Here is a 26,265-nt window from a genome sequence, read left to right as displayed (position 1 = left end):
GCCGGTGTTACATCGCTTTTTTGGTCAACTCGATAACGCGCAGTTTCGCGATCGCTTTGGCCAGCTCCGCAGACGCCTGAGCGTAATCCACGTCACCATGAGAGCTGCTAATGTGCTCTTCAGCCTTACGCTTCGATTCCAGGGCTCGTGCTTCGTCGAGATCCTGGCCACGAATAGCGGTATCGGCCAGAACGGTCACGCTGCCAGGCTGCACTTCAAGAATGCCGCCGGACAGATAGATAAACTCTTCATGACCGAACTGTTTAACGATGCGGATCATACCAGGCTTAATGGCGGTGAGCAGCGGTGCGTGACCCGGGAAAATACCCAGTTCACCTTCACTACCCGTTACCTGGATTTTCTCGACCAGACCAGAGAACATTTGTTGCTCTGCGCTGACGACGTCCAGGTGGTAAGTCATTGCCATATCACCCTCCGATTAAGGCGTTAAAGTTTTTTGGCTTTTTCCACGGCTTCGTCGATGGAACCAACCATGTAGAACGCCTGCTCCGGCAGGTGATCGTATTCGCCTTCCATGATGCCTTTAAAGCCACGGATGGTGTCTTTCAGGGAAACGTATTTACCCGGAGAACCGGTGAATACTTCCGCAACGAAGAACGGCTGGGACAGGAAGCGCTGGATCTTACGCGCACGTGCTACCACCAGTTTGTCTTCTTCAGACAGCTCATCCATACCCAGGATGGCGATGATGTCTTTCAGTTCCTGGTAACGCTGCAGCAGGGACTGTACGCCACGCGCGGTGTCGTAGTGTTCCTGACCCACAACCAGTGGATCCAGCTGACGGCTGGTGGAGTCCAGCGGGTCAACGGCCGGGTAAATACCCAGAGACGCGATCTGACGGCTCAGTACCACGGTTGCGTCAAGGTGCGCAAAGGTGGTGGCTGGGGATGGGTCAGTCAAGTCATCCGCAGGTACGTATACCGCCTGAACGGAGGTGATAGAACCGGTTTTGGTAGAGGTGATACGTTCCTGAAGAACACCCATCTCTTCCGCCAGCGTCGGCTGATAACCTACCGCTGAAGGCATACGACCCAGCAGTGCAGATACTTCAGTACCGGCCAGGGTGTAACGATAGATGTTATCAACGAACAGCAGAACGTCACGGCCTTCGTCACGGAACTTCTCAGCCATAGTCAGGCCAGTCAGCGCAACGCGCAGACGGTTTCCTGGTGGCTCGTTCATCTGACCGTAAACCAGGGATACTTTGTCCAGAACGTTGGAGTCGGTCATTTCGTGGTAGAAGTCGTTACCCTCACGAGTACGTTCACCTACGCCCGCAAATACGGAGTAACCGGAGTGCTCGATCGCGATGTTACGGATCAGCTCCATCATGTTTACGGTTTTACCTACACCCGCACCACCGAACAGACCAACTTTACCGCCCTTCGCAAACGGACACATCAGGTCGATAACTTTGATGCCGGTTTCCAGCAGTTCCTGAGAGCTGGACAGCTCTTCGTAGGAAGGTGCTGCGCGGTGGATAGCCCAACGCTCTTCTTCACCGATGTCGCCTTTCATGTCGATTGGTTGACCCAATACGTTCATGATACGACCCAGTGTTGCTTTACCTACCGGGACTTCGATCGGGTGCTCAAGGTCTTTAACTTCCAGACCACGACGCAGACCGTCGGAAGAACCCATCGCGATGGTACGCACGATACCGCCGCCGAGCTGCTGCTGAACTTCCAGCACCAGGCTCTCGTTACCATTCTGTACCTCAAGCGCGTCGTACACGCGTGGTACGGCGTCCTGAGGGAACTCGACGTCCACCACGGCGCCGATTACCTGGACAATCTTTCCAGTAGCCATCTTGAATCCTCTACGTAATTCGTAAACCTGGTTAAACCGCGGCGGCCCCCGAGACGATCTCGGTGAGTTCCTGAGTAATGCTGGCCTGACGAGCTTTGTTGTAAACCAACTGCAGCTCTTTAATCAGGCTGCCGCCATTATCGGTCGCGGCTTTCATCGCCACCATTCGTGCGGCCTGCTCGCTGGCCAGGTTTTCTACAACGCCCTGATAAACCTGAGATTCAACGTAACGACGCAGCAGGGTATCCAACAGCGGTTTCGGATCGGGTTCATACAGGTAATCCCAGGATTTTTGCTTCAGCTCGTCATCTTCTGATGCCGGTAAAGGCAGCATCTGAGTGAGCGTTGGAACCTGAGACATGGTGTTAATAAATTTGTTGCTGACAACGTACAGTCTGTCCAGACGGCCTTCATCGTAAGCCTGCAACATCACTTTAACCGGGCCGATCAGCTCGGACAGGGAAGGGTTATCACCCATACCCGTCACCTGAGCGACAATGTTGCCACCAACGGAGTTAAAGAAAGAGACGCCTTTAGAGCCGATCATTGCGATATCGCACTGAACGCCTTTTTCAGACCATGCTTTCATATCCGCCAGCAGTTTTTTGAACAGGTTAATGTTCAAGCCGCCACACAGACCACGGTCGGTCGACACCACCAGGTAGCCCACGCGCTTAACGTCGCGTTCTTCCAGGTAAGGGTGCTTATATTCCAGATTACCGTTTGCAAGGTGACCAATCACTTTGCGCATGGTTTCTGCATAAGGACGGCTGGCCGCCATGCGATCCTGCGATTTACGCATTTTGGAAGCGGCGACCATCTCCATCGCTTTAGTGATCTTTTGCGTGTTCTGGACGCTTGCGATCTTACTACGTATCTCTTTTGCGCCGGCCATGAGCTTCTCCTCAATGCCAGGCGGCTTGTCCTGAGACAAGCCGCCGGACGATTACCAGGATTGGGTTGCTTTGAAGGAATCGAGGATAGCTTTCAGCTTGCCTTCGATTTCGTCGTTATAGCCACCGGTCTGGTTGATCTCTTGCATCAGCGGAGCGTGATCACGGTCGACGTAAGCCAGCAGAGCGGCTTCGAAGCTACCGATTTTCGCCAGTTCCACATCTTCGAGGTAACCGCGTTCAGCCGCGAACAGAACCAGGCCCTGCTGAGCAACAGACATTGGTGCGTACTGTTTTTGCTTCAGCAGCTCGGTCACTTTCTGACCGTGGCTCAGCTGTTTACGGGTTGCTTCGTCCAGATCGGATGCGAACTGAGAGAACGCAGCCAGTTCACGATACTGTGCCAGCGCGGTACGAATACCACCGGACAGTTTCTTGATGATCTTGGTCTGAGCAGCACCACCCACACGGGATACGGAGATACCCGGGTTAACTGCCGGACGAATACCGGAGTTAAACAGGTTGGTTTCCAGGAAGATCTGACCATCGGTAATGGAGATTACGTTGGTCGGAACGAACGCGGAAACGTCACCCGCCTGGGTTTCAATGATTGGCAGCGCGGTCAGAGAGCCGGTTTTACCCTTCACTTCACCTTTGGTGAAGTTCTCGACGTATTCCGCGTTAACGCGGGAAGCACGCTCCAGCAGACGAGAGTGGAGGTAGAATACGTCGCCAGGGAACGCTTCACGTCCAGGTGGACGACGGAGCAGCAGGGAAACCTGACGATATGCAACGGCCTGTTTAGACAGGTCATCGTATACGATCAGCGCATCTTCACCGCGGTCACGGAAGTATTCGCCCATTGCGCAACCGGCGTATGGTGCCAGGTATTGCAGTGCAGCAGATTCAGAAGCGGTCGCCACAACAACGATGGTGTTAGACAGCGCGCCGTGCTCTTCCAGTTTACGAACCACGTTAGAAATGGTGGACGCTTTCTGGCCGATAGCCACGTACACACATTTGATGCCGGAGTCACGCTGGTTGATGATGGCGTCGATAGCCATCGCGGTTTTACCGGTCTGACGGTCACCGATGATCAGTTCACGCTGGCCACGACCGATTGGAATCATGGCATCAACGGACTTATAACCAGTCTGCACTGGCTGATCAACGGACTGACGGTCGATAACGCCTGGTGCGATAACTTCGATTGGGGAGAAGCCATCGTGCTCAACCGGACCTTTACCGTCGATTGGTGCACCCAGGGTGTTAACAACGCGACCCAGCAGGCCACGGCCAACCGGTACTTCCAGAATACGGCCAGTACACTTAACCTTCATGCCTTCGGCGAGGTCAGCGTATGGACCCATCACAACTGCACCTACGGAGTCGCGCTCCAGGTTCAGTGCGATAGCGTAACGGTTACCCGGCAGGGAAATCATCTCACCCTGCATACAATCGGCCAGGCCGTGGATGCGGATAACACCGTCACTTACAGAAACAATAGTACCTTCGTTGTGAGCTTCGCTCACAACACTGAACTGAGCAATGCGCTGCTTGATCAGTTCGCTGATTTCGGTGGAATTCAGTTGCATGCTCCAGTCCCCTTAAGACTGCAAGACGTCTGCAAGGCGTTCAAGACGGCCGCGTACGCTGCCATCAATGACCATATCACCCGAACGGATGATTACGCCTGCCATTACAGACTTATCGATTTTGCAATTCAGCTTAACTTTGCGTGACAGACGTTTTTCCATCGCGGCGGTGATTTTCGCAAGCTGTTCATCACTCAGTTCAGTCGCAGAAGTCACTTCGACTTCAGCGGTAGCTTCACTAAGGGCACGTAAGTGCTCAAACTGCTCGAGAACATCCGGGAGCACACGGAGACGACCATTTTCTGCCATTACCTTAATCAGGTTCTGACCATTGGCATCCAGTTGCTCTCCGCACACGGCGATAAACGACGCGGCGAGAGTTTCAGGCGCTAACGCACCAGAAAGCAACTCGGCCATTTGTTCGTTTTTCGTCACCTCAGCGGCAAACGCCAGCATATCCTGCCAGCGATCGACATTTTGGTGTTCGACAGCAAAGTCAAAAGCTGCTTTGGCGTAGGGGCGAGCTACCGTAACAAATTCAGACATCAGCCCCTCCCTCCTTACAGTTCAGCGACAAGTTTGTCCACGATGTCGCTGTTAGCAGCTTCATCCACGGAACGTTCGATGATCTTCTCGGCGCCAGCAACAGCCAGAATCGCAACCTGCTTACGCAGTTCTTCGCGAGCACGTTTACGCTCAGCTTCAATTTCAGCCTGAGCTTGTGTCACGATCTTAGTACGTTCCTGTTCTGCTTCAGCTTTGGCTTCGTCCAGGATCTGCGAACGGCGTTTGTTAGCCTGTTCGATGATAACCTGAGCTTCCGCTTTCGCTTTTTTCAGCTGGTCTGTCGCGTTGGCCTGTGCAAGGTCCAAATCTTTCTTAGCGCGTTCTGCAGAAGCCAGACCGTCAGCAATTTCTTTCTGACGTTTTTCGATGGCAGCCATTAAAGGCGGCCATACATACTTCATGCAGAACCAGACAAAGAGAATAAACGCGATGGCCTGGCCGAGGATTGTTGCGTTCATGTTCACAGCACAATACCTCTTTAATATCTGTGGCTTAGGGTTTTAAAACTACTACTACGCGACAGCAAACATCACGTACAGACCCAGACCTACAGCGATCATTGGGATAGCATCCACCAGACCCATAACGATAAAGAACTGAGTACGCAGCAGAGGAATCAGATCAGGTTGACGCGCTGCGCCTTCCAGGAATTTGCCCCCGAGGATGCCGATACCGATCGCAGCACCGATAGCCGCCAGACCCATCATCACAGCGGCAGCCATGTACAGCAGATCCATATTCAGGTTTTCCATGACAGTCTCCAGTTTGTTTCAATTAAAACGTAGTAGTGTTGGTAAAAAATCAGTGCTCTTCAGACGCCATCGACAGATAGACGATCGTCAGAACCATGAAGATAAAGGCTTGCAGCGTAATGATCAGGATGTGGAAAATGGCCCAAGGCACATTCAGAATCCACTGTGACCACCACGGCAGAAGACCCGCGATCAGAATGAAAATCAGCTCACCCGCATACATGTTGCCGAACAGTCGCAGACCCAGTGAAACAGGTTTGGACAGCAGGCTAACGCCTTCCAGGATCAGGTTGACCGGAATAAACGCCCAGTGGTTGAACGGCTGCAAGGTAAGCTCTTTCACGAAGCCGCTTACGCCTTTCATTTTGATGCTGTAGAAAAGAATCAGGATAAACACGCCCAACGCCATCGACAGGGTGATGTTCACGTCAGCGGACGGCACCACGCGCAGTGCTGGCAGACCGAGGACATGTTCGCCAATCCACGGCAGGAAATCGATTGGCAGCAGGTCCATCAGGTTCATCAGGAACACCCAAACGAACACGGTCAGGGCCAGCGGAGCAATCAGCTTGCTCTTACCATGGTACATGTCTTTGACGCTGCCATGGACGAAGCCGATGATCATTTCGATGAACGTCTGGAATTTCCCTGGAACACCGCTGGTCGCTCTTTTCGCAACACCGCGGAACATGGCCAGGAACAGAAGACCCAAAACGACCGAGAAGAACATGGAGTCGATGTTGATCGTCCAGAAGGTGGCCGGGGGGTTATGCGGATCCACCAGCGAGAATGTACGCAGGTCCAGCTGAAGGTTATTCAGATGGTGACCTATGTAATCCTGCGGCGTCATATTTTCTGAAGCCATGATGCCTTTTACCCTTTGTTGTTGATTACAGCTGGAGCCAGAACTTGTACCACCAGCACCAAAACCCACGTTGCTATCAGCGGCATGAATACCACTTTCAAAACCGCCAGCGCCATCACCAGTAGAGCAAAGGTCAGCAACACCTTACACACTTCACCGAGAGCGAAGGACCAGGCCACACGGCCTTTGGCGGGTGTATGCGCCTGATGACGCCAGGCAAAAATCATAAACAATACGTTTGGCAGAACAACCGCCAAACCCCCGCACACGGCGGAGATGCCCCAGAAGGGGTCTTTGAGGCTAAACAGCAGTCCACTTGCTATCACAGCCAGAAACTGAATGAACAGAAGCTTACGAGCAACGTTTCTACTCAAGAGCGACACAGACATCACGTTTTTACTCCTGCTCCCTTCGAGGTATGCCGCGTGTCGTATAAAACGTCCTTTAAGGCTCAGAGTCAAGCATCAAAAAGCGGTCAAATTATACGGTGCGCACCCGTGATTTCAAACATTAAGTAGCGAAAAGGTGAATAAATGTTTAAATATTTTTCCCCGCCGCTATTTTTTAACTTTTCCTGAAAGCCACGACCTTCGACCAAAACTGCAAACAGCGCGAAAACGTTGGCTACAAAGCGTGCACGAGATCACAAAACACACATTTGCGATAAGGGTGTATTTATCAAAGACGCAAATCGGTTTATTTCATCTTTATGAAATTAAAGACAAATTATCGTAACTATTTTCAAAACAGCCCGGTATACAATAAAAACCTTTTATTGACATTCTTAATAAATATTTAACATTCGATTCTGGTTGCCGTATTCCACTTTTAGCAGGCTGATATTTTCGATGTTGACTATCTTCATGCTGAACAATGGCTGTTACGTTAACCGTTAGAAAAACCTTAGTAACACAGAGGTTAAACTCTCTTCGGTAAAACCAGAGAATTAGTGCTGTTATTTAACATGGTCAGAACAGCACGAATTCCACAATTTTTATTAAATATTTAAAAATTGTTTGGCTTAATTATCACCAGATGGCGTTCACCCTCAAGCTGAGGAATGTTTAATTTCTCAACGGATTCGACAGCAAAACCCTCCGGAAGCTGTTCAATTTCATCGCCCGGCAACTGCCCTTTCAGGGCATAAAAGCGGCCATCTTGTGCAGGCAAGTGCTTACACCAGCTCACCATATCATTGAGCGACGCAAACGCGCGGCTGATAACACCGTCAAACGGTGGCTCCGCGGGGAACGCCTCTACCCTGCTCTGTACAGGGGCGATATTCTCCAGCTTCAGCTCATGCTGTACCTGACGTAAAAAACGGACGCGTTTGCCAAGGCTGTCCAGCAGCGTGAAATGGCTCTCAGGGCGGACAATCGACAGCGGGATCCCCGGCAGGCCAGGACCTGTGCCCACATCGATAAAGCGCTCCCCTTTAAGATACGGCGCAACCACGATGCTATCGAGGATATGACGAACCAGCATCTCGTTGGGGTCGCGAACAGACGTCAGGTTGTACGCTTTATTCCATTTGTTCAGCATATCGACATAGGCCACCAGCTGAGTTTTCTGGTGATCGGTGAGCGAAATACCTGCCTGTTCCAGCAGACGAGAGAGTTTATTGAGCACAGTGGGTACCTGTTTAGACATAAATTGCCCGGTGGCGCTTACCGGGCCTACGAATTAGCAGGGCGGGTAGCGAAGCGCCACCCGCCAAAAGCACTGGATATTATGCGCTACGGCGCAGCATACCTTGCTTTTTCAGCCACACCAGCAGAATCGAAATCGCGGCAGGTGTGACACCGGAGATACGGGACGCCTGACCGATCGACACAGGCTTGTGATCGTTCAGCTTGGCGATCACTTCATTGGAAAGCCCCGTCACCTGACGGTAGTCCAGCATTTCCGGCAGCAGCGTATTTTCGTTGCGCTGCTGTTTTTCAATCTCATCCTGCTGACGCGCGATGTAACCTTCGTATTTGACCTGGATCTCAACCTGTTCAGCCGCTTCAGCGTCTTCAAGGCCCGGCGCAAACGCGGTCAGTTTCACCAGGTTCTCGTAGGTCACTTCAGGGCGACGCAGCAAATCTTCGCCGCTGGCTTCACGCGAAAGCGGCGCAGTTAAGTGAGCATTCACTTCTGCAGCGGTTTCCGCCTGTGGATTCACCCAGGTGGTTTTCAGGCGCTGACGTTCCTGCTCAATACGTTCCAGTTTTTCGTTGAAGCGCGCCCAGCGTTCGTCATCCACCAGACCCAGTTCACGACCCACTTCGGTCAGACGCAGGTCGGCGTTATCTTCGCGCAGCATCAGGCGATATTCCGCGCGAGAGGTAAACATACGGTACGGTTCTTTGGTACCCAGGGTGCAAAGATCGTCGACCAGCACGCCCAGATAAGCCTGAGAACGCGCAGGTGCCCAGCCCTCTTTCTCCGCAGAGAAGCGTGCTGCGTTCAGACCGGCAAGCAGACCCTGAGCGGCAGCTTCTTCGTAACCGGTCGTGCCGTTAATCTGGCCGGCGAAGAACAGACCGTGGATGAATTTGCTCTCCAGGGTTGGCTTCAGGTCACGCGGATCGAAGAAATCGTATTCAATAGCGTAGCCAGGACGAACGATTTTCGCGTTCTCCATACCCTGCATTGAGCGAACAATTTGCATCTGCACATCGAACGGCAGGCTGGTGGAGATGCCGTTCGGGTAAATTTCATTTGACGTCAGTCCTTCCGGCTCCAGGAAGATCTGGTGCTGGTTACGATCGGCAAAGCGCATCACTTTGTCTTCGATCGACGGACAGTAACGCGGGCCGATCCCTTCGATCACGCCAGCGTACATTGGGCTGCGGTCAAGGTTATTGCGGATCACGTCATGGGTTTTTTCGTTGGTATGCGTGATGTAGCACGGTACCTGCTGCGGATGTTGAGCCGCATTGCCCATGAACGAGAACACCGGCATGGGGTTATCACCGTGCTGTTGTGCCAGCACGCTGAAATCAATGGTGCGCGCATCAATACGCGGTGGCGTGCCTGTTTTCAGGCGACTGACGCGCAGCGGAAGTTCACGCAGACGACGAGACAGCGGAATGGACGGCGGATCGCCAGCACGGCCACCGCTGTAGTTATCCAGACCGATATGGATTTTGCCATCCAGGAAGGTCCCGACAGTCAGTACGACGGCTTTCGCGCGGAACTTGAGGCCCATCTGGGTTACGGCACCCACAACGCGATCGTTTTCAACGATAAGATCTTCTACCGCCTGCTGGAAGATCATCAGGTTTGGCTGATTCTCCAGGGCAGTACGTACCGCCTGACGGTAAAGCACGCGGTCTGCCTGAGCACGGGTGGCACGCACAGCGGGACCTTTGCTCGCGTTTAGTATCCTAAACTGAATGCCGGCATGATCGATCGCTTTCGCCATCAGGCCGCCAAGTGCATCCACTTCTTTTACCAGGTGTCCTTTCCCAATGCCGCCAATCGCCGGATTACAGGACATTTGTCCCAGCGTGTCGATATTGTGTGTCAAAAGCAGGGTCTGCTGACCCATTCGCGCTGCGGCCATTGCGGCCTCAGTGCCTGCATGACCCCCGCCAATGATGATGACGTCAAAAGGATCCTGATAAAACATGGTGGTCTGCCTCGCGTAAAGCGGTATGAAAATGGATTGAAGCCCGGGCCGTGGATTCTACTCAACTTTAGTCTTTCGAGAAAGCATTGGGATCCTGGGCTATTAAAAAGAAGATCTTTTTATTTAGAGATCTGTTCTATTGTGATCTCTTATTAGGATCGAGTACCTCTGTGGATAAGCCCGATCTCACGATGAAGATCATGCAGTTAGAAAGGATCGTTTGCTGTGAATGATCGGTGATCCTGGCCAGTATAAGCTGGGATCAGATCGCGACTTTATACACAGGGCCAAAACAGCCTCAGAGTTATAACTTGGATAACTACCGCTTAATACGAGCTTTTAACCAGAGTTATCCACATCTGTTCGCGCGATCTTTAATCGTTTTTGAGTAAATTTTTCCATTCACCCAGCCAGATCTCCGCTGGATCTTCCGGAATGTCATGATCGAGGATGTTGATCTTCAGTGTTTCACCCAGCTGTTTTGCCCCACAGGCAGTCACAGCGGCTTCGACTTTCTCTATTGCACCGCAAAAGGTGTCATATTCACGACTGCCGATACCCACCGCGCCAAAACGGACGTTTGACAGGTCAGGCTGCTGTTCCAGCAGTTCGTCATATAAAGGTTGCAGATTATCCGGCAGATCGCCTGCGCCGTGCGTCGAGGTGATCAGTAGCCAGACCCCATCAGTCGGGAGATCGTCAAGCAACGGGCCGTGCAGTGTTTCGGTGGAAAAGCCCGCGTCTTCCAGCTTCTCAGCCAGATGTTCCGCAACGTATTCCGCGCCGCCCAGGGTGCTGCCACTGATAAGGGTAATGTCCGCCATTGATCGCTCGCTCAAATAAAGAGGGGCTCATTGTACGCTGTGAACGAGCTGGGATCTACCTGTGGAAAATGTGGGAATGAATTTGCCCGATCAGGGGCGGATGGTACGCATGATCGGGTTCTGCAGGGAGATCAATGTTTCAGTGGACTGAATTTCATCAATTGTTTGGATCTTGTTGATAAGTACCTGCTGGAGGGCATCAATGGAGCGGCACATCACCTTTATAAAGATACTGTAGTGCCCGGTGGTGTAGTACGCCTCCGTGACTTCTTCAAGCGCGTTGAGCTTCGCCAGGGCTGACGGATAATCTTTGGCGCTTTTGAGAATAATGCCAATAAAGCAGCAGACGTCATAACCCAGCTGCTTAGGGCTGACGTCGATACGAGCACCGGTAATGATCCCCGCCTGTTTCATCTTTTCCACGCGGACGTGGATTGTGCCCGGACTGACGCCAAACTGTTTCGCCAGTTCCGCGTAGGCAGTACGTGCATTGGCCATTAAGGCCTCCAGGATGCCGCGGTCCAGATTATCGATCTGATAATTTTCCATAGCTTTTTCTTATGAACATTAATGAATCTCTCTATTCTAGCGCCTTATTTTAATGAATCAAAAGTGAAGGTGGCTTTTTGTTGATGGGTTATTGAATAACAGGCCATTTCTGTTGCTTAATCTCTATCAACAGGACGCAGGAGTATAAATAATGAAAACCGCTTACATCGCAAAACAACGCCAGATCAGCTTCGTTAAATCCCATTTTTCACGTCAGCTGGAAGACAAGCTTGGTCTGATCGAAGTCCAGGCGCCCATTCTCAGCCGCGTGGGTGACGGGACGCAGGACAACCTTTCTGGATGCGAAAAAGCGGTACAGGTGAAAGTGAAAACACTGCCAGACGCCCAGTTCGAAGTGGTGCATTCCCTTGCGAAGTGGAAACGTCAAACCCTGGGACAACACGACTTCAGCGCGGGCGAAGGGCTTTACACGCACATGAAAGCCCTTCGCCCCGATGAAGACCGTCTTACGCCAATGCACTCTGTCTACGTCGATCAATGGGACTGGGAGCGCGTCATGGGCGATGGCGAGCGTCACGTCGGTACGCTGAAATCCACCGTTGAGGCGATCTACGCCGGGATCAAAGCGACCGAAGCGGCAGTGAGCAAAGAGTTTGGTCTGGCACCGTTCCTGCCGGAATCGATCCACTTTGTCCACAGCCAGGAACTGCTGAGCCGTTATCCCGATCTGGATGCCAAAGGCCGTGAGCGTGCGATCGCCAAAGAATTGGGTGCTGTGTTCCTGATCGGGATTGGCGGCAAATTGTCTGACGGTAAACGCCATGATGTGCGTGCGCCGGATTATGATGACTGGAGCACGACGGGTGAGGGCGAACTCGCCGGTCTGAACGGCGATATTCTGGTCTGGAACCCGGTGCTGGAAGATGCGTTCGAGCTCTCTTCAATGGGGATCCGCGTGGATGCTGACGCCCTGAAGCGTCAGCTGGCACTGACCGGGGATGAAGATCGCCTCACGCTGGAGTGGCACCAGGCGCTGCTGCGCGGAGAGATGCCGCAGACCATTGGCGGTGGTATTGGCCAGTCCCGTCTGACCATGCTGCTGTTGCAGCTGCCTCATATTGGTCAGGTGCAGTGCGGTGTCTGGCCACAACAGGTACGCGATCGCGTTGAATCTCTTCTGTAATTAGCGCTGCCAGCGTCTTAGCAGGCGGCTACGTAACCCGGTATCAAAGCGCCAGATATGATCGAAGATGCGCATGATGCCGGGCTTTCCATGGGCAGACATCGCCACAGCATGGAAACGGTGCTGGTGCACTCGCTGTAGCTCCTTCACTTTATTCACCACGTCATCCGGTAGCCGCTGGGCAATAAAATCGGAGATGACCACGGCGTCGGCGTCATACCAGTCTCCGCCCTGCATCCGCTCAACGATGCTTCGAAAACAGCTGGCCAGATCGGTACCGCCACGAAAGCGCTGGCTTAAAAAGCGGATCGCCTGCTCAATACCCTGCTGATGGGTCAGTTCATACCCCACAACTTCGCTGGAAAAGAGCATGATGAAGCAGCGACGTCGATCGGCGAGCGCCACGCGCATCAGAGCCAGGCAGAACGCTTTCGCGCACTGTTCGTTAAACCCTCCCATCGAGCCGGACGTATCCACGCACACAATAAAAGGCCCGCGCGGCTGTTCGTCAAAATCCTGATGGATGACCGGGCGCTGGCTGAGCTTTTCACGCCAGGCTTCGCCATGCAACCGGTAGGTCAGAAGCTGTTTTTCCACCAGCCGGCGATAAAACTCGTACTCAAGCTCGGTCATCCCCAGCGTACTCAACTCCGTGGGCAGCAGGCGCAAAATATCGTCGCTTTGCTGGAGCCCATCCACCTGCTCAGGCACGGTGGCCGGTTCACGGACCAGGGTGCGGAAGGTCTCCATTGGGGCATCTTTCTTTGGGACCGATTTGGCCTCCCGTGAGCGACCCAGCTGTTCGGCAAGCTTCATCAGCTCTGGCTGCTGTGCCAGAAAATCGCCGTACTTGACGATGAGCTGGTAATCTCCGCGCCGCAGCTGACCGGCGCTCATATCCCAAAGACGCCCGGCGGCGTTATCATTTTCCACCAGCACCTGCTCCAGCTGACCGCTTAAGGTCATGCGTTCCTGCACTTCGCTAAGCAGCTGTTCACGCTCCTCATCCAGCAACTGCTGGTTCAACGTTGTGGCCTGCACCACCAGGCTGAGGCGCCAGCGTTGTAAAAAGAGGGTGTGTAGCGCGGGGGTAAACGTGGCGTTATCCGTGACCAGCGCTCGCGCCTGGCTGGCAAACGGAGAGTGTACCGTGTCGAGTAACGTCAGGGTTTGCGGGAGCTGGGCGATAAACTGTGACGTAGAGAGCCGCTGGCACTGCTGATAGCAGGCCACCTCGTCAGTTAATTCAGGGGGGACTTCGGTCTCTTTGAACCGCTGACGCAGGTTTTCACGCCAGCGCGGGAGATCGTCGGTCATCGCCTTTTTGAGCCGCGGGAATTTTTCAAAAAAAGCCGCCAGCTGCGGGGAGGCCAGAAGGGTGATGACCACCTCTTCGATCAACCCCTCTTCGCTGACGGCCAGCATGACGTTAAGCGTATCCAGCGTTAGCATTGACGAGCCTGTTTGATCTGCGCGCTGACATCCTGCAGGCTGGCTTCGATGCGACCTAACCAGTCGCTATGAATAAAGAGGCATTTTTGCTGCTCGCTGAAGCGCGTATGTTGCTGGTGCCATTCCGTATCCAGCGCTTCAAGCTGGCGTTTAATCTCTTCCGGCACGCTGTCAGAGGCGGTTCCCGGAAGCGCAAGACGCGATCCCTGCAGGCTGACGTCGCGGATCACCAGATGCTGGCTGCTGTCCACTTCCAGCGTCAGCGGCTGGGCAAAACCGATGCCGTTGAGTTTGCCGCGGATCTCCCCGCCCTTATCAAGCCACTGAGCCAGCGGCTCTCGCTCCACGGTAATATGGACCACCTGCATGTCATGCAGCTTAAGGGGCTGCTGAAGCAGGAGCGTCAGCGTTGTACTGGTCAGTTCGGACGGCAACTCATAATGCGCTTTGCGGGCGAACATACCGCCAAGGCGGTTTACTTTCAGCGCTGTTTTGTCGCTTTGTTGTTGCTGCAGCTGAATTCGCCGTTGGGCAATCGCCCCGAGCTGGTTGAGCATCGACTGCTGGCCCCAGGCGTGTCCGGTCATCAATACGTCAAGCTGCTGCTGCATCAGGTTCATGCCTTCCGCGTCGTGCCAGAGACAATCTTTTAAAAGGATCAGATCGATTGGCGCAACGGCATCGCGGCCGCTGAACAGGGCGCTGGCCTGCAGCAGGCGGATCGCTTTTTTCCAGCGACGGTCGGAGACATACGGCGCAGAAGGCAGTAAATCGAGCTGCTGGCGCAGCAGATAGATCAGCTCAAACACCGAATCCGGCAGTGTGATTTTGCCGATATCCTCCTGCCACTGGTAATACTCCTCATCCGTGACCTGCAGCGAAGCGGGGACCGGGTTTTCATTCTCATCCTGCTGGCTGACCAGCATCGAGCGGAAGTTGGATTTATCCTGCACTTTGTCGAGCCACAGGCGGATCAGCATGCGGTCATACAGCGCTTCTAGGCTGCTGTCGGCTTCCGGGAGTTCGTTAGAGGCCGCCACCAGCAGGCGCATCGGGATTTTCTCTTCGCTGGCACCGTTGCGGAATCGGCGTTCGTTTATCGCCGTGAGCAGGGTGTTCAGAATAGCCGGCCCCGCTTTCCAGATCTCATCAAGAAAAACAATTTCCGCTTCCGGAAGATACCCCTCAGTCAGGCGCTGATAGCGCCCTTCATCTTTCAGCGCCTGAATGGAAAGCGGGCCGAAAACTTCTTCTGGGGTGGAAAAGCGGGTCATCAGGTATTCGAAAGCGCGGGCGTTCTGAAAGGCAAATTTCAGCCGGCGGGCAATCAGGCTTTTGGCTATGCCCGGAGGACCAAGCAGAAAGACGCTTTCACCGCTCAACGCCGCCAGTAAACAGAGGCGAATGGCGTGGCTACGCTCGAAAAGGCCTTTTTCCAGCGCGCCGCTGAGGCGGGAAATTCTTTCTGCTATTAAATGTGAGTGAGCCATAATAGTTTTGCATCCTTTCGCCGTCGTGGCGGCCAATTGAAGCGAGTATAGACGTTTCAGTCAGGGCTGGTAATAGACTGAAGTGCGGCGCTATTTTCTTTGCGCTACATTAATGCGGTTGCATTTAGGGGTACGATTTTGCATTGAATCGTGCATACTGTGCGCTTTTTGTGGGCCAAGGGACTAAGCACACATTTGTTATTTAAACGAAAAGACTAGTCTATGAGCACTGATAATAAGCAATCATTACCCGCAATAACGCTTGCGGCGATCGGGGTTGTCTACGGTGATATCGGCACCAGCCCGCTTTATACGCTTCGTGAATGTCTGTCCGGTCAGTTTGGTTTTGGTGTTGAGCGCGATGCCGTCTTTGGCTTCCTGTCCCTCATCTTCTGGCTGCTGATCCTGGTGGTTTCAGTGAAATACCTCTCCTTCGTTATGCGTGCAGATAACGCCGGTGAAGGGGGGATCCTGACTCTGATGTCCCTTGCCGGGCGGAATACCTCCGCCAGAATGACGTCGGTGCTGGTCATTATCGGCCTGATTGGCGGCAGCTTCTTCTATGGGGAAGTCGTCATTACGCCCGCGATTTCGGTTCTCTCGGCGATAGAGGGGCTGGAGATTATCGCGCCACAGCTTGATTCATGGGTTGTTCCGCTGGCGATCCTTGTCCTGACGCTGCTGTTCATCATCCAGAAGCACGGCACCGGGCTGGTGGGCAAGCTGTTCGCTCCGATTATGCTGGCCTGGTTCCTGGTCCTGGCGGCACTCGGTTTACGCAGCATTATTGCTAACCCGGACGTGCTGCATGCGCTGAACCCATACTGGGCCGTGCATTTCTTCCTTGAATATAAAGTGGTTTCCTTCGTTGCGCTCGGTGCCGTCGTGCTCTCCATCACCGGTGTTGAGGCGCTGTATGCCGATATGGGGCACTTCGGGAAACTGCCTATCCGCGTGGCGTGGTTTTTAGTGGTCCTGCCGTCGCTGGTGCTGAACTATTTCGGTCAGGGTGCGCTGCTGCTGCAAAACCCGGAGGCGATTAAGAACCCCTTCTTCCTGCTGGCTCCGGACTGGGCGCTGGTGCCCATGCTGATTCTGGCGACGCTGGCGACCGTTATTGCCTCGCAGGCGGTAATTTCAGGCGTGTTCTCTCTGACGCGTCAGGCCGTGCGTCTGGGGTATCTCTCGCCTATGCGCATTATCCATACCTCCGAGATGGAGTCGGGCCAGATTTACATTCCGTTCATCAACTGGCTGCTCTATTTCGCCGTGGTGATTGTCATCGTCAGCTTCGAGCACTCCAGCAACCTGGCGGCGGCGTACGGTATTGCGGTAACCGGTACGATGGTACTGACCTCGCTGCTCTCCACCACGGTAGCGTACCGAAACTGGCACTGGAACAAATTCCTCGTGATGATGATTCTGGTCGGCTTCCTGTGCATTGACGTGCCGCTTTTCTCCGCCAACCTCGACAAGATTGTCTCCGGTGGCTGGCTGCCGTTGACGCTCGGTCTGGTGATGTTCATTGTCATGACCACGTGGAAAAGCGAACGTTTCCGCCTTCTGCGCCGTATGCATGAGCACGGTAACTCCCTGGAGGCTATGATTGCCTCGCTGGAGAAATCGCCGCCGGTACGCGTGCCGGGCACCGCGGTGTATATGTCGCGTGCGCTGAACGTTATCCCGTTTGCGCTGATGCATAACCTCAAGCACAACAAAGTGCTGCACGAGCGCGTGATCCTGCTGACCCTGCGCACCGAAGATGCCCCGTACGTCCACAATGTCCGCCGCGTGCAAATCGAGCAACTGTCGCCGACCTTCTGGCGCGTCGTGGCAAGCTACGGCTGGCGTGAGACACCAAACGTCGAAGAGGTGTTCCATCGCTGCGGTCTGGAAGGTCTGAGCTGTCGCATGATGGAGACCTCGTTCTTTATGTCCCACGAGTCGCTGATTATCGGCAAGCGCCCCTGGTATTTGCGTCTGCGCGGCAAGTTGTACCTTATCCTGCAGCGTAACGCCCTTCGCGCGCCTGACCAGTTTGAGATCCCGCCTAACCGTGTGATTGAGCTGGGAACGCAGGTCGAAATCTAGGTCCTCGTGTGGCCTGATGCCCTCTCCTGGATGGAGAGGGTGCAACCCTAAAAAGCGGTAACCAAAGGGTTACCGTTTTTGCATTTATCGCCTTCTCATTTCACGTAGCGAAACGTTTCGACGCCGATCACAAATCTGTTATGTCATGGTGGTTTTCTGAACACCGTTAAGACTAAACTGATTTCAGCGAAACGTTTCGCTAGTGGAGCAAGAAAATGAAGAAAGGCACCGTTCTTAACGCAGAAATCTCATCGGTTATTTCCCGTCTTGGGCATACCGATACGCTGGTGGTTTGCGATGCAGGCTTACCGGTTCCACGCAGCACAACCCGTATTGATATGGCGTTAACGCAGGGCGTGCCCTCGTTTATGCAGGTACTGGACGTGGTGACGGCGGAGATGCAGGTTGAGGCGGCCATTCTCGCGACGGAAATTAAACACCATAATCCGCAACTCCACGAAACGTTGCTCAGCCACATTGAGCAACTGCAACAACACCAGGGAAACACCATAGAAATTCGTTACACAACGCACGAGCAATTCAAACAACAAACCGCAGACAGTCAGGCGGTGATTCGCAGCGGGGAGTGTTCCCCGTATGCGAATATCATTCTCTGTGCTGGCGTCACCTTCTGAGGCCATCATGGACGCATTACTGCAACTGAAAGGGATCGATAAAGCGTTCCCTGGCGTAAAAGCCCTCTCTGGCGCGGCTCTGAACGTTTATCCCGGACGCGTAATGGCGCTGGTGGGCGAAAACGGGGCCGGCAAATCCACCATGATGAAAGTGCTGACCGGTATCTATCAACGCGATGCCGGCTCGCTGCTGTGGCTGGGTAAAGAGACCACGTTCAACGGCCCGAAATCCTCCCAGGATGCGGGGATCGGTATTATCCATCAGGAGCTGAACCTGATCCCGCAGCTCAGCATTGCGGAAAACATCTTCCTCGGACGTGAGTTCGTTAACCGGTTTGGCAAAATCGACTGGAAAACGATGTATGCCGAAGCGGATAAACTGCTGGCGAAGCTAAACCTGCGCTTCAAGAGCGACCGTCTGGTGGGCGACCTCTCCATTGGCGATCAGCAAATGGTTGAAATCGCGAAGGTGCTGAGCTTTGAGTCGAAGGTCATCATTATGGATGAACCGACGGACGCGCTGACCGACACCGAAACCGAATCTTTATTCCGCGTTATCCGCGAGCTGAAATCGCAGGGACGCGGGATTGTCTATATCTCTCACCGTATGAAAGAGATTTTCGAGATCTGCGACGACGTAACGGTCTTCCGCGACGGGCAATTCATTGCCGAGCGCGAAGTCGCCACGCTGACCGAAGATACCCTTATCGAAATGATGGTGGGACGTAAGCTCGAAGACCAGTATCCGCATCTGGACAAAGCACCGGGTGAGATCCGCCTGAAGGTGGACAACCTCTGTGGCCCGGGCGTGAACAATGTCACCTTTACCCTGCGCCAGGGGGAGATCCTTGGCGTGGCGGGGTTAATGGGGGCAGGCCGTACCGAGCTGATGAAAGTGCTCTATGGCGCACTGCCGCGTACCAGCGGTTATGTCACGCTCGACGGTCATGAGGTGGTGACTCGCTCTCCACAGGATGGCCTGGCAAACGGCATCGTCTATATCTCAGAAGACCGCAAGCGTGACGGCTTAGTGCTGGGGATGTCGGTAAAAGAGAACATGTCGCTTACTGCCCTGCGCTATTTCAGCCGCAGCGGTGGCAGCCTGAAGCACAAAGATGAACAGCAGGCGGTCAGCGATTTTATCCGTCTCTTCAACGTTAAAACGCCGTCGATGGAGCAGGCGATTGGCCTGTTGTCCGGTGGTAATCAGCAAAAAGTGGCCATTGCGCGCGGTCTGATGACGCGCCCGAAAGTGCTGATCCTTGATGAGCCAACCCGCGGCGTGGACGTTGGGGCCAAGAAAGAGATCTATCAGCTGATTAACCAGTTCAAGGCCGACGGCCTGAGCATCATTCTGGTCTCTTCCGAGATGCCAGAAGTATTAGGCATGAGCGATCGCATTATCGTCATGCATGAAGGGCATCTCGGTGGTGAATTCACTCGCGAGCAGGCCACCCAGGAAGTTCTGATGGCTGCCGCTGTGGGCAAGCTTAATCGCGTGAATCAGGAGTAAGAAGATGACTACCCAGGCTGTTTCTGGTCGCCGTTATTTCACAAAGGCATGGCTGCTGGAACAAAAATCGCTGATTGCCCTGCTGGTGTTGATCGCGATTGTTTCGACCATGAGCCCAAACTTTTTTACCGTTAATAACCTGTTCAATATTCTTCAGCAGACGTCGGTTAACGCCATTATGGCGGTAGGGATGACGCTGGTGATTTTGACATCGGGTATCGATCTGTCCGTCGGTTCCCTGCTGGCGCTCACCGGTGCGGTTGCGGCTTCAATTGTAGGGATTGAGGTCAACGCGCTGGTGGCTGTTGCAGCTGCGCTGGCACTTGGGGCGGCAATTGGTGCCGTGACCGGTGTGATTGTGGCGAAAGGTCGCGTTCAGGCATTCATTGCGACGCTGGTCATGATGCTCCTGCTGCGCGGTGTCACCATGGTTTACACCAACGGCAGTCCGGTAAATACCGGCTTTACGGATAACGCCGATCTGTTTGGCTGGTTCGGTATTGGTCGTCCGCTGGGTATCCCGACGCCGGTCTGGATCATGGCTATCGTTTTCCTCGCGGCGTGGTACATGCTGCATCACACCCGTCTGGGTCGTTATATCTATGCGCTGGGCGGTAACGAAGCGGCAACGCGTCTGTCCGGGATCAGCGTCAATAAAGTCAAAATCATCGTCTATTCGCTGTGTGGTCTGCTGGCCTCTCTGGGAGGCATCATCGAAGTGGCGCGCCTCTCTTCTGCGCAGCCAACGGCGGGGACGGGGTATGAGCTGGATGCCATTGCGGCAGTCGTTCTGGGCGGTACGAGTCTTGCGGGCGGTAAAGGTCGCATTGTTGGGACATTGATCGGCGCACTGATCCTTGGTTTCCTGAATAATGGTTTGAATTTATTGGGTGTTTCCTCCTATTACCAGATGATCGTTAAAGCAGTGGTGATTTTGCTGGCGGTTCTGGTAGACAACAAAAAACAGTAACTGACGACACTACAGGACATCTTAGATATGAACATGAAAAAACTGGCTACCCTGGTTTCTGCTGTCGCGCTGAGCGCAACCGTAAGTGCTAACGCAATGGCGAAAGACACCATCGCGCTGGTTATCTCCACGCTGAACAACCCGTTCTTCGTCTCTCTGAAGGACGGAGCACAGAAAGAAGCTGACAAACTGGGCTACAACCTGGTGGTGCTGGACTCTCAGAACAACCCGGCGAAAGAGCTGGCAAACGTTCAGGACCTAACCGTACGTGGCACCAAAATCCTGCTGATCAACCCAACGGATTCTGACGCCGTGGGTAACGCCGTGAAGATGGCAAACCAGGCGAAGATCCCGGTCATCACCCTTGACCGTCAGGCGACGAAAGGCGACGTAGTCAGCCACATCGCTTCTGATAACGTACTGGGTGGCAAAATCGCGGGTGACTACATCGCGAAGAAAGCGGGTGAAGGCGCGAAAGTTATCGAACTGCAGGGTATTGCCGGTACGTCAGCGGCGCGTGAGCGTGGTGAAGGCTTCCAGCAGGCTGTTGCAGCGCACAAATTTAACGTACTGGCCAGCCAGCCTGCTGACTTCGACCGCACGAAAGGTCTGAACGTGATGCAGAACCTGCTGACCGCGCACCCTGACGTGCAGGCTGTGTTTGCACAGAACGACGAAATGGCGCTGGGCGCGCTGCGTGCTCTGCAGACCGCAGGTAAATCTGATGTGATGGTTGTCGGATTTGACGGCACACCGGATGGTGAAAAAGCAGTAAAAGATGGCAAACTGGCGGCGACCATCGCTCAGCTGCCTGAGCAGATCGGCGCAACGGGCGTGCAGACTGCTGATAAAGTGCTGAAGGGCGAAAAAGTTCAGGCCAAATATCCTGTTGACCTGAAACTGGTCATCAAGCAGTAAAAGGCGAATCAGGCAGTCGCTGGCTGCCTGAGGGACACCCTATAAAGAAAAGTGTGGCATACGCCACCGGGTCACACCGGTGGCGCTCTCAGATGGACACCTCAACCATGAAAACCGCAGGCAATCTTGTCGTCCTTGGCAGTATCAATGCCGATCACATTCTTAACCTTGAATCGTTCCCGACACCGGGCGAAACCGTCACCGGTAATCAGTATCAGGTGGCATTCGGCGGTAAGGGCGCCAACCAGGCCGTCGCCGCAGGACGCAGTGGGGCGAAGATCGCCTTTATTGCCTGCACGGGTGATGACGATACCGGTGAGCGCGTACGCAAACAGCTGGCCAGCGATAACATTGATATTGCGCCTGTCAGCGTTGTCGAAGGGGAATCAACCGGCGTGGCGCTGATTTTCGTCAACGCGGAAGGTGAGAATGTCATCGGTATTCATGCGGGGGCTAACGCCGCGCTGACCACTGAGCGGGTGGACGCACAGCGCGAGATCATCGCGAATGCCGAAGCGCTTCTGATGCAGCTGGAATCACCCGTTGAAAGCGTCCTGGCGGCCGCAGCGATAGCGCATCAAAATCATACCACTGTCGTACTCAATCCTGCGCCTGCGCGGGTATTATCAGACGAGCTGCTGGCGCTGGTGGATATCATTACCCCGAACGAAACTGAAGCGGAGAAACTGACAGGCGTTCGCGTTGAAAATGATGACGACGCCGCGCGGGCGGCGAGAGTGCTGCACGATAAAGGCATCGGCACCGTTATCATTACCCTTGGTAGTCGTGGAGTGTGGGCCAGCGTAAACGGGGAAGGCCGTCGCGTGCCGGGCTTTAAGGTTAAGGCGATTGATACCATCGCGGCGGGAGATACCTTTAACGGTGCATTGGTGACTGCGCTGCTGGAAGGCAAGAGAATGGATGATGCTATTCGCTTTGCCCATGCCGCCGCGGCGATTGCCGTAACGCGCAAAGGTGCCCAGCCTTCCGTTCCGTGGCGTAAAGAGATTGATGAATTCTTAAGTCAGCAGGGGTAACGCTTGGCCACAATGAAAGATGTCGCCCGCCAGGCGGGCGTTTCTACGTCGACAGTCTCCCACGTCATTAATAACGATCGCTTCGTTAGCGAGGCGATTCGGGAAAAAGTCGAAGCCGCGGTTAAAGATCTCAACTATGCGCCGTCCGCGCTGGCGCGCAGCCTCAAGCTCAACCAGACGCGCACCATCGGCATGCTGATCACCGCCAGTACCAACCCCTTTTATTCTGAACTTGTGCGCGGTGTCGAACGCAGCTGCTTCGAGCGTGGTTACAGCCTGGTGCTGTGCAATACCGAAGGGGATGAGCAGCGAATGAACCGCAATCTGGAGACGCTGATGCAAAAACGCGTCGACGGGTTACTGCTGCTGTGTACCGAAACACATCAGCCCTCGAAAGAGATTATTCAGCGCTACCCTTCTATTCCCACGGTGATGATGGACTGGGCGCCGTTCGACGGTACCAGCGATCTCATTCAGGATAACTCGCTGCTGGGAGGTGACATGGCCACCCAGTATCTGATCGATAAAGGCTATACCCGCATCGCCTGCATTACCGGCCCCCTGGATAAAACCCCGGCACGTTTGCGTCTTGAGGGGTATCTTTCTGCGATGGCGCGGGCGGGGCTTACTGTTCCGGATGGCTACCGTATTACCGGTGATTTCGAATTTAACGGCGGCTTTGAAGCTATGCAGAAACTGCTGTCGCAAGCGCAGCGTCCGCAGGCTGTGTTTATCGGCAACGATGCGATGGCGTTTGGCGCGTATCAGGCGTTATATCAGGCGGGACTGCGTGTTCCACACGATATGGCGGTGATTGGTTATGATGACATTGAACTGGCCCGCTACATGACGCCGCCGCTTACTACGATTCATCAGCCAAAAGATGAACTGGGCGAGCTGGCCATCGATGTGCTTATCCACCGGATGGCCGAGCCCGGCCTGCAGCAGCAACGTCTGCAGCTTACTCCTGTTCTGATGGAACGGGGTTCGGTTTAGCTTTTGCTTTGTGGCGCTCTTTGATCAGGTTGCGGCCATCTTTGGGTTTTAACAGCATAAAGACCAGCGCCGACACGACGGTGAGTGCGCCCATGGTAATAAAGGTATAGTGAAACTGTTCGACGGTGTTCGCGCTGTCAAAACCTTCATAAAACCGCAGTACCGCCGCACTGACGGCCACCCCCAGACTGATCGACAACTGCTGAGTCACTGCCAGCACGCTGTTGCCGCTACTGGCGTTATCGTCGGTCAGGTCGGCGAGGGTGATGGTGTTCATCGACGTGAACTGTGTCGACATTGCCATTCCCAGCACAAACAGGGGCAGGATCAGCATCCAGACCGGTAAAGAGGCGGATTGCAGGGAGAACTGCGCGATCATCAGCCCGATAAAGACCGTTACACCTACCAGCGTTTTACGATAGCCAAACCAGCGCAACACCTGCGTGACGGTTGATTTGGCCAGAATAGAGCCCATCGCCGTGGGTGCCATCATGCAACCGGCAATCAGAGCCGGGTAGCCGAAACCCACCTGCAGCATCAGTGGCATCAGGAATGGCACGCAGCCCGTCCCCAGGCGTGAGGCAATGTTGCCCGCAATCCCCACGGAAAACGTTCGGGTGTTAAACAGCGACAGAGAAATTAACGGCGTCGGGTGATGGCGTGCATGACGTATATAAAGAAGGAACAGCAAAATACCGCCGAGGATGACGGAGAGTGCAATCCATGTCGCGACGATTTTCTCACCAAACAGTTCCATCCCGCTGGAGAAGAGCACCAGGCTCAGGCCAAACAGGAAAAAACCACGCATATCGAAACGGCGTCTTGGGGTGGTGAAGTTCGGCATATATTTGCGGGCATAAAGCAGCCCCGCGACGCCAATGGGAATATTAATCAGGAAGATCCAGTGCCAGCTTGCCCAGGTGACGAATACCCCGCCGAGAACCGGACCCAGTATGGGGCCGACCAGGCCGGGCATCGTGACGAAGTTGAGCACAGGAAGCAGTTCACTGCGCGGATAGGCGCGCAGTAACGCCAGACGCGCCACGGGCATCATCATTGCCCCGCCAACGCCCTGAAGAACACGGAAGATGACCAGCTCTGTAAGAGACGTTGACAGCGCACAGGCCAAAGAGCCGAGCGTAAAGAGCGTCACGGCCAGCATGAATATTTTGCGGGTGCCGAAGCGGTCAGCCAGCCAGCCGCTCACCGGAATGAGCATCGCGACAGTCAGGGTATAACTGATGATGGCGGACTGCATCGCCAGCGGGGATCGGTTAAGGCTTTGTGCAATCGCGGGTAGCGCTGTGTTGAGGATGGTGGCATCCAGAGCCTGCATAAAGAACGCCATGGCTGCAATCCACGGCAATCCGGCCATGCTGCGTGCTTTTTTCTCTCTCATTTATGTACCTGCTGGTGGGTTGGCGCGGCCAGCAATGCCTGGCATGCATCCTGGGCTCGCTGCCCGTCGCTCTCCTGAATGGCATCAACAATCGCCTGGTGCAAATCCAGCTTTACCACTTCGTCTTGTGTAATAGAGGTAAAGTAGGTGTGGTATACCGAATGGAATAAAGAGGCAAAGGATGTCAGGAACGGATTGGCGCTCATCATATAGATGTGTTCATGCCAGGCCATATCGACCTCAATCCAGCGTTCGCGGTTGAAGTGCTTTTTCAGGAACACCATCTCTTCCATCAGGGCATTGAGCTGCGCTTTCTGTTCTGCCGTCCCGAGCGTGGCGGCAAGGAGGCAGGCCTGAGGTTCAAGACTGCTGCGCATCACCAGGAAGTGATCGACGACCTGATGAAAGTTATCTTCCGTCATCCACCATGAGAGCAGTTCCTGATCGAGGAAGTTCCAGTTGCTCTGTGGCATCACACGCGTACCAATGCGAGGACGCGGAAGCACCATGCCTTTTGCCGTTAAGGTTTTCACCGCTTCGCGAACGGCGGTACGGCTCACCCCAAACTGCTCACCCAACTCCATTTCACCCGGCAGGATGCTCCCCGGGGCATATTTACCCGCTAAAATCAGCTGAGCCAGTTTTTCTGCCAGCACATACGACAGGTTTTTTTGGGCAGCCAGTTGTTGTGCGCTTAATGGCATCGCGTTTATTCCTTAAAGATTCATGCTGATAATTATGCCACCTCGGGTGTTATTGTGGTTGCAGATACATCAAATAGAACAATTTGTAGCTTGATTTCACCCCTGTTGGTGAAAAAAAACACGGACAGAAACTTTTTTTGAATTTCCTCTTGTCACTTCAGAATAACTCCCTATAATGCGCCTCCACTGACACGGAACAACGGCACACACGCCGCCGGGTCAGCAGAGATAAGCGAAAATAAATGCTTGACTCTGAAGCGGGAAAGCGTAATATGCACACCCCGCGCCGCAGCGAAAACGAAGCGGCACTGCTCTTTAACAATTTATCAGACAATCTGTGTGGGCACTCAAAGTGACATGGATTCTTAACGTCCTCGGACGAAAAATGAATACCAAGTCTCTGAGTGAACATACGTAATTCA

General features: G+C 54.0%; 25 protein-coding genes. 8 read left to right on the top strand and 17 right to left on the bottom strand.

All coding sequences use genetic code 11. The features are described from left to right. Nucleotides 1-7 precede the first annotated feature (7 nt). The 13 genes from ACMGG3_RS18340 to asnC all read right to left on the bottom strand — a co-directional run bounded on the left by ACMGG3_RS18340 (nt 8) and on the right by asnC (nt 11,494). Nucleotides 8-427 carry a F0F1 ATP synthase subunit epsilon gene (locus ACMGG3_RS18340; RefSeq protein ID WP_006177560.1) on the bottom strand — a complete coding sequence of 140 codons (420 nt, stop codon included), beginning with the start codon at nt 425-427 and terminating at the stop codon, nt 8-10. 20 nt (nt 428-447) lie between these two features. Continuing rightward, nucleotides 448-1,830, bottom strand: a complete 1,383-nt coding sequence (atpD, locus tag ACMGG3_RS18335; RefSeq protein ID WP_006177559.1) for a F0F1 ATP synthase subunit beta — start codon at nt 1,828-1,830, stop codon at nt 448-450. A 31-nt stretch (nt 1,831-1,861) separates the two neighbouring features. After that, nucleotides 1,862-2,725 carry a F0F1 ATP synthase subunit gamma gene (gene atpG, locus ACMGG3_RS18330; RefSeq protein WP_020882764.1) on the bottom strand — a complete coding sequence of 288 codons (864 nt, stop codon included), beginning with the start codon at nt 2,723-2,725 and terminating at the stop codon, nt 1,862-1,864. A gap of 51 nt (nt 2,726-2,776) precedes the next feature. After that, nucleotides 2,777-4,318 carry a F0F1 ATP synthase subunit alpha gene (atpA, locus tag ACMGG3_RS18325; RefSeq protein ID WP_006808751.1) on the bottom strand — a complete coding sequence of 514 codons (1,542 nt, stop codon included), beginning with the start codon at nt 4,316-4,318 and terminating at the stop codon, nt 2,777-2,779. 12 nt (nt 4,319-4,330) lie between these two features. Further along, nucleotides 4,331-4,864: a F0F1 ATP synthase subunit delta gene (atpH, locus tag ACMGG3_RS18320; protein WP_014172281.1), complete on the bottom strand. Its 534-nt coding sequence runs from the start codon at nt 4,862-4,864 to the stop codon at nt 4,331-4,333. Nucleotides 4,865-4,878: 14 nt separating this feature from the next. Beyond that, nucleotides 4,879-5,349, bottom strand: a complete 471-nt coding sequence (gene atpF, locus ACMGG3_RS18315; protein WP_003862370.1) for a F0F1 ATP synthase subunit B — start codon at nt 5,347-5,349, stop codon at nt 4,879-4,881. Nucleotides 5,350-5,397: 48 nt separating this feature from the next. Beyond that, a complete protein-coding gene (gene atpE / locus ACMGG3_RS18310) occupies nt 5,398-5,637 on the bottom strand; it encodes a F0F1 ATP synthase subunit C (RefSeq protein WP_000429386.1) in 240 nt (79 codons plus the stop codon). 49 nt (nt 5,638-5,686) lie between these two features. Further along, nucleotides 5,687-6,502, bottom strand: coding sequence for a F0F1 ATP synthase subunit A (atpB, locus tag ACMGG3_RS18305; protein ID WP_014172280.1), 816 nt, complete (start codon nt 6,500-6,502; stop codon nt 5,687-5,689). A gap of 8 nt (nt 6,503-6,510) precedes the next feature. Next, nucleotides 6,511-6,891, bottom strand: a complete 381-nt coding sequence (gene atpI / locus ACMGG3_RS18300; RefSeq protein ID WP_008500194.1) for a F0F1 ATP synthase subunit I — start codon at nt 6,889-6,891, stop codon at nt 6,511-6,513. A gap of 616 nt (nt 6,892-7,507) precedes the next feature. Beyond that, nucleotides 7,508-8,131, bottom strand: coding sequence for a 16S rRNA (guanine(527)-N(7))-methyltransferase RsmG (gene rsmG / locus ACMGG3_RS18295; protein ID WP_032679279.1), 624 nt, complete (start codon nt 8,129-8,131; stop codon nt 7,508-7,510). A 100-nt stretch (nt 8,132-8,231) separates the two neighbouring features. Next, complete coding sequence (gene mnmG, locus ACMGG3_RS18290) at nt 8,232-10,121, bottom strand: tRNA uridine-5-carboxymethylaminomethyl(34) synthesis enzyme MnmG (protein ID WP_113656893.1); 1,890 nt, start codon at nt 10,119-10,121, stop codon at nt 8,232-8,234. A gap of 374 nt (nt 10,122-10,495) precedes the next feature. Continuing rightward, nucleotides 10,496-10,945 carry an FMN-binding protein MioC gene (gene mioC / locus ACMGG3_RS18285; protein ID WP_020882767.1) on the bottom strand — a complete coding sequence of 150 codons (450 nt, stop codon included), beginning with the start codon at nt 10,943-10,945 and terminating at the stop codon, nt 10,496-10,498. 90 nt (nt 10,946-11,035) lie between these two features. Continuing rightward, a complete protein-coding gene (gene asnC / locus ACMGG3_RS18280) occupies nt 11,036-11,494 on the bottom strand; it encodes a transcriptional regulator AsnC (protein ID WP_014172275.1) in 459 nt (152 codons plus the stop codon). A 151-nt stretch (nt 11,495-11,645) separates the two neighbouring features. On the opposite strand from asnC, the gene asnA reads away from it, so the two are divergent. Further along, complete coding sequence (gene asnA, locus ACMGG3_RS18275) at nt 11,646-12,638, top strand: aspartate--ammonia ligase (protein WP_068795370.1); 993 nt, start codon at nt 11,646-11,648, stop codon at nt 12,636-12,638. Here the strand turns inward: asnA and viaA are convergent, their stop codons facing one another. After that, on the bottom strand, nt 12,639-14,090 hold the full coding sequence (gene viaA, locus ACMGG3_RS18270) for an ATPase RavA stimulator ViaA (RefSeq protein ID WP_032680053.1): 1,452 nt from the start codon (nt 14,088-14,090) through the stop codon (nt 12,639-12,641). After that, nucleotides 14,084-15,580 carry an ATPase RavA gene (ravA, locus tag ACMGG3_RS18265; RefSeq protein WP_025202724.1) on the bottom strand — a complete coding sequence of 499 codons (1,497 nt, stop codon included), beginning with the start codon at nt 15,578-15,580 and terminating at the stop codon, nt 14,084-14,086. The genes viaA and ravA overlap by 7 nt, the downstream gene beginning before the upstream one ends. A 222-nt stretch (nt 15,581-15,802) precedes the next feature. Here ravA and kup point away from each other — a divergent pair, with 222 nt between their 5' ends. From kup to rbsR, 7 genes are all read left to right on the top strand, one after another. Continuing rightward, entirely contained in the window at nt 15,803-17,671 is a 1,869-nt protein-coding gene (gene kup, locus ACMGG3_RS18260; RefSeq protein WP_014172271.1) for a low affinity potassium transporter Kup, read from the top strand. A gap of 215 nt (nt 17,672-17,886) precedes the next feature. Beyond that, on the top strand, nt 17,887-18,306 hold the full coding sequence (gene rbsD, locus ACMGG3_RS18255; protein ID WP_020882770.1) for a D-ribose pyranase: 420 nt from the start codon (nt 17,887-17,889) through the stop codon (nt 18,304-18,306). 7 nt (nt 18,307-18,313) lie between these two features. Next, a complete protein-coding gene (gene rbsA / locus ACMGG3_RS18250; RefSeq protein ID WP_032679277.1) occupies nt 18,314-19,819 on the top strand; it encodes a ribose ABC transporter ATP-binding protein RbsA in 1,506 nt (501 codons plus the stop codon). Between the two features lie 4 nt (nt 19,820-19,823). Next, entirely contained in the window at nt 19,824-20,789 is a 966-nt protein-coding gene (rbsC, locus tag ACMGG3_RS18245) for a ribose ABC transporter permease (protein ID WP_346590148.1), read from the top strand. A gap of 27 nt (nt 20,790-20,816) precedes the next feature. Then, entirely contained in the window at nt 20,817-21,707 is an 891-nt protein-coding gene (rbsB, locus tag ACMGG3_RS18240; RefSeq protein WP_014172267.1) for a ribose ABC transporter substrate-binding protein RbsB, read from the top strand. 107 nt (nt 21,708-21,814) lie between these two features. Further along, nucleotides 21,815-22,744 carry a ribokinase gene (rbsK, locus tag ACMGG3_RS18235; protein ID WP_279259339.1) on the top strand — a complete coding sequence of 310 codons (930 nt, stop codon included), beginning with the start codon at nt 21,815-21,817 and terminating at the stop codon, nt 22,742-22,744. A gap of 3 nt (nt 22,745-22,747) precedes the next feature. Further along, nucleotides 22,748-23,740 carry a ribose operon transcriptional repressor RbsR gene (gene rbsR, locus ACMGG3_RS18230; protein ID WP_072255737.1) on the top strand — a complete coding sequence of 331 codons (993 nt, stop codon included), beginning with the start codon at nt 22,748-22,750 and terminating at the stop codon, nt 23,738-23,740. Here rbsR and mdtD read toward each other — a convergent pair. Both mdtD and ACMGG3_RS18220 read right to left on the bottom strand, forming a co-directional pair. Then, complete coding sequence (gene mdtD, locus ACMGG3_RS18225; RefSeq protein ID WP_049021939.1) at nt 23,706-25,139, bottom strand: multidrug transporter subunit MdtD; 1,434 nt, start codon at nt 25,137-25,139, stop codon at nt 23,706-23,708. The two genes, rbsR and mdtD, sit on opposite strands and share 35 nt — an antisense overlap. Beyond that, entirely contained in the window at nt 25,136-25,843 is a 708-nt protein-coding gene (locus tag ACMGG3_RS18220; protein WP_020882776.1) for a FadR/GntR family transcriptional regulator, read from the bottom strand. Before ACMGG3_RS18220 ends, mdtD begins: the two co-directional genes overlap by 4 nt. Between the last annotated feature and the right edge of the window lie 422 nt (nt 25,844-26,265).

This window comes from Enterobacter sp. BNK-18 (assembly GCF_047456135.1).
Lineage (GTDB): Bacteria > Pseudomonadota > Gammaproteobacteria > Enterobacterales > Enterobacteriaceae > Enterobacter > Enterobacter ludwigii.
The sequence above is the reverse complement of the archived record's forward strand: the minus strand, read 5'-3'. Positions and strand labels throughout refer to the sequence as shown.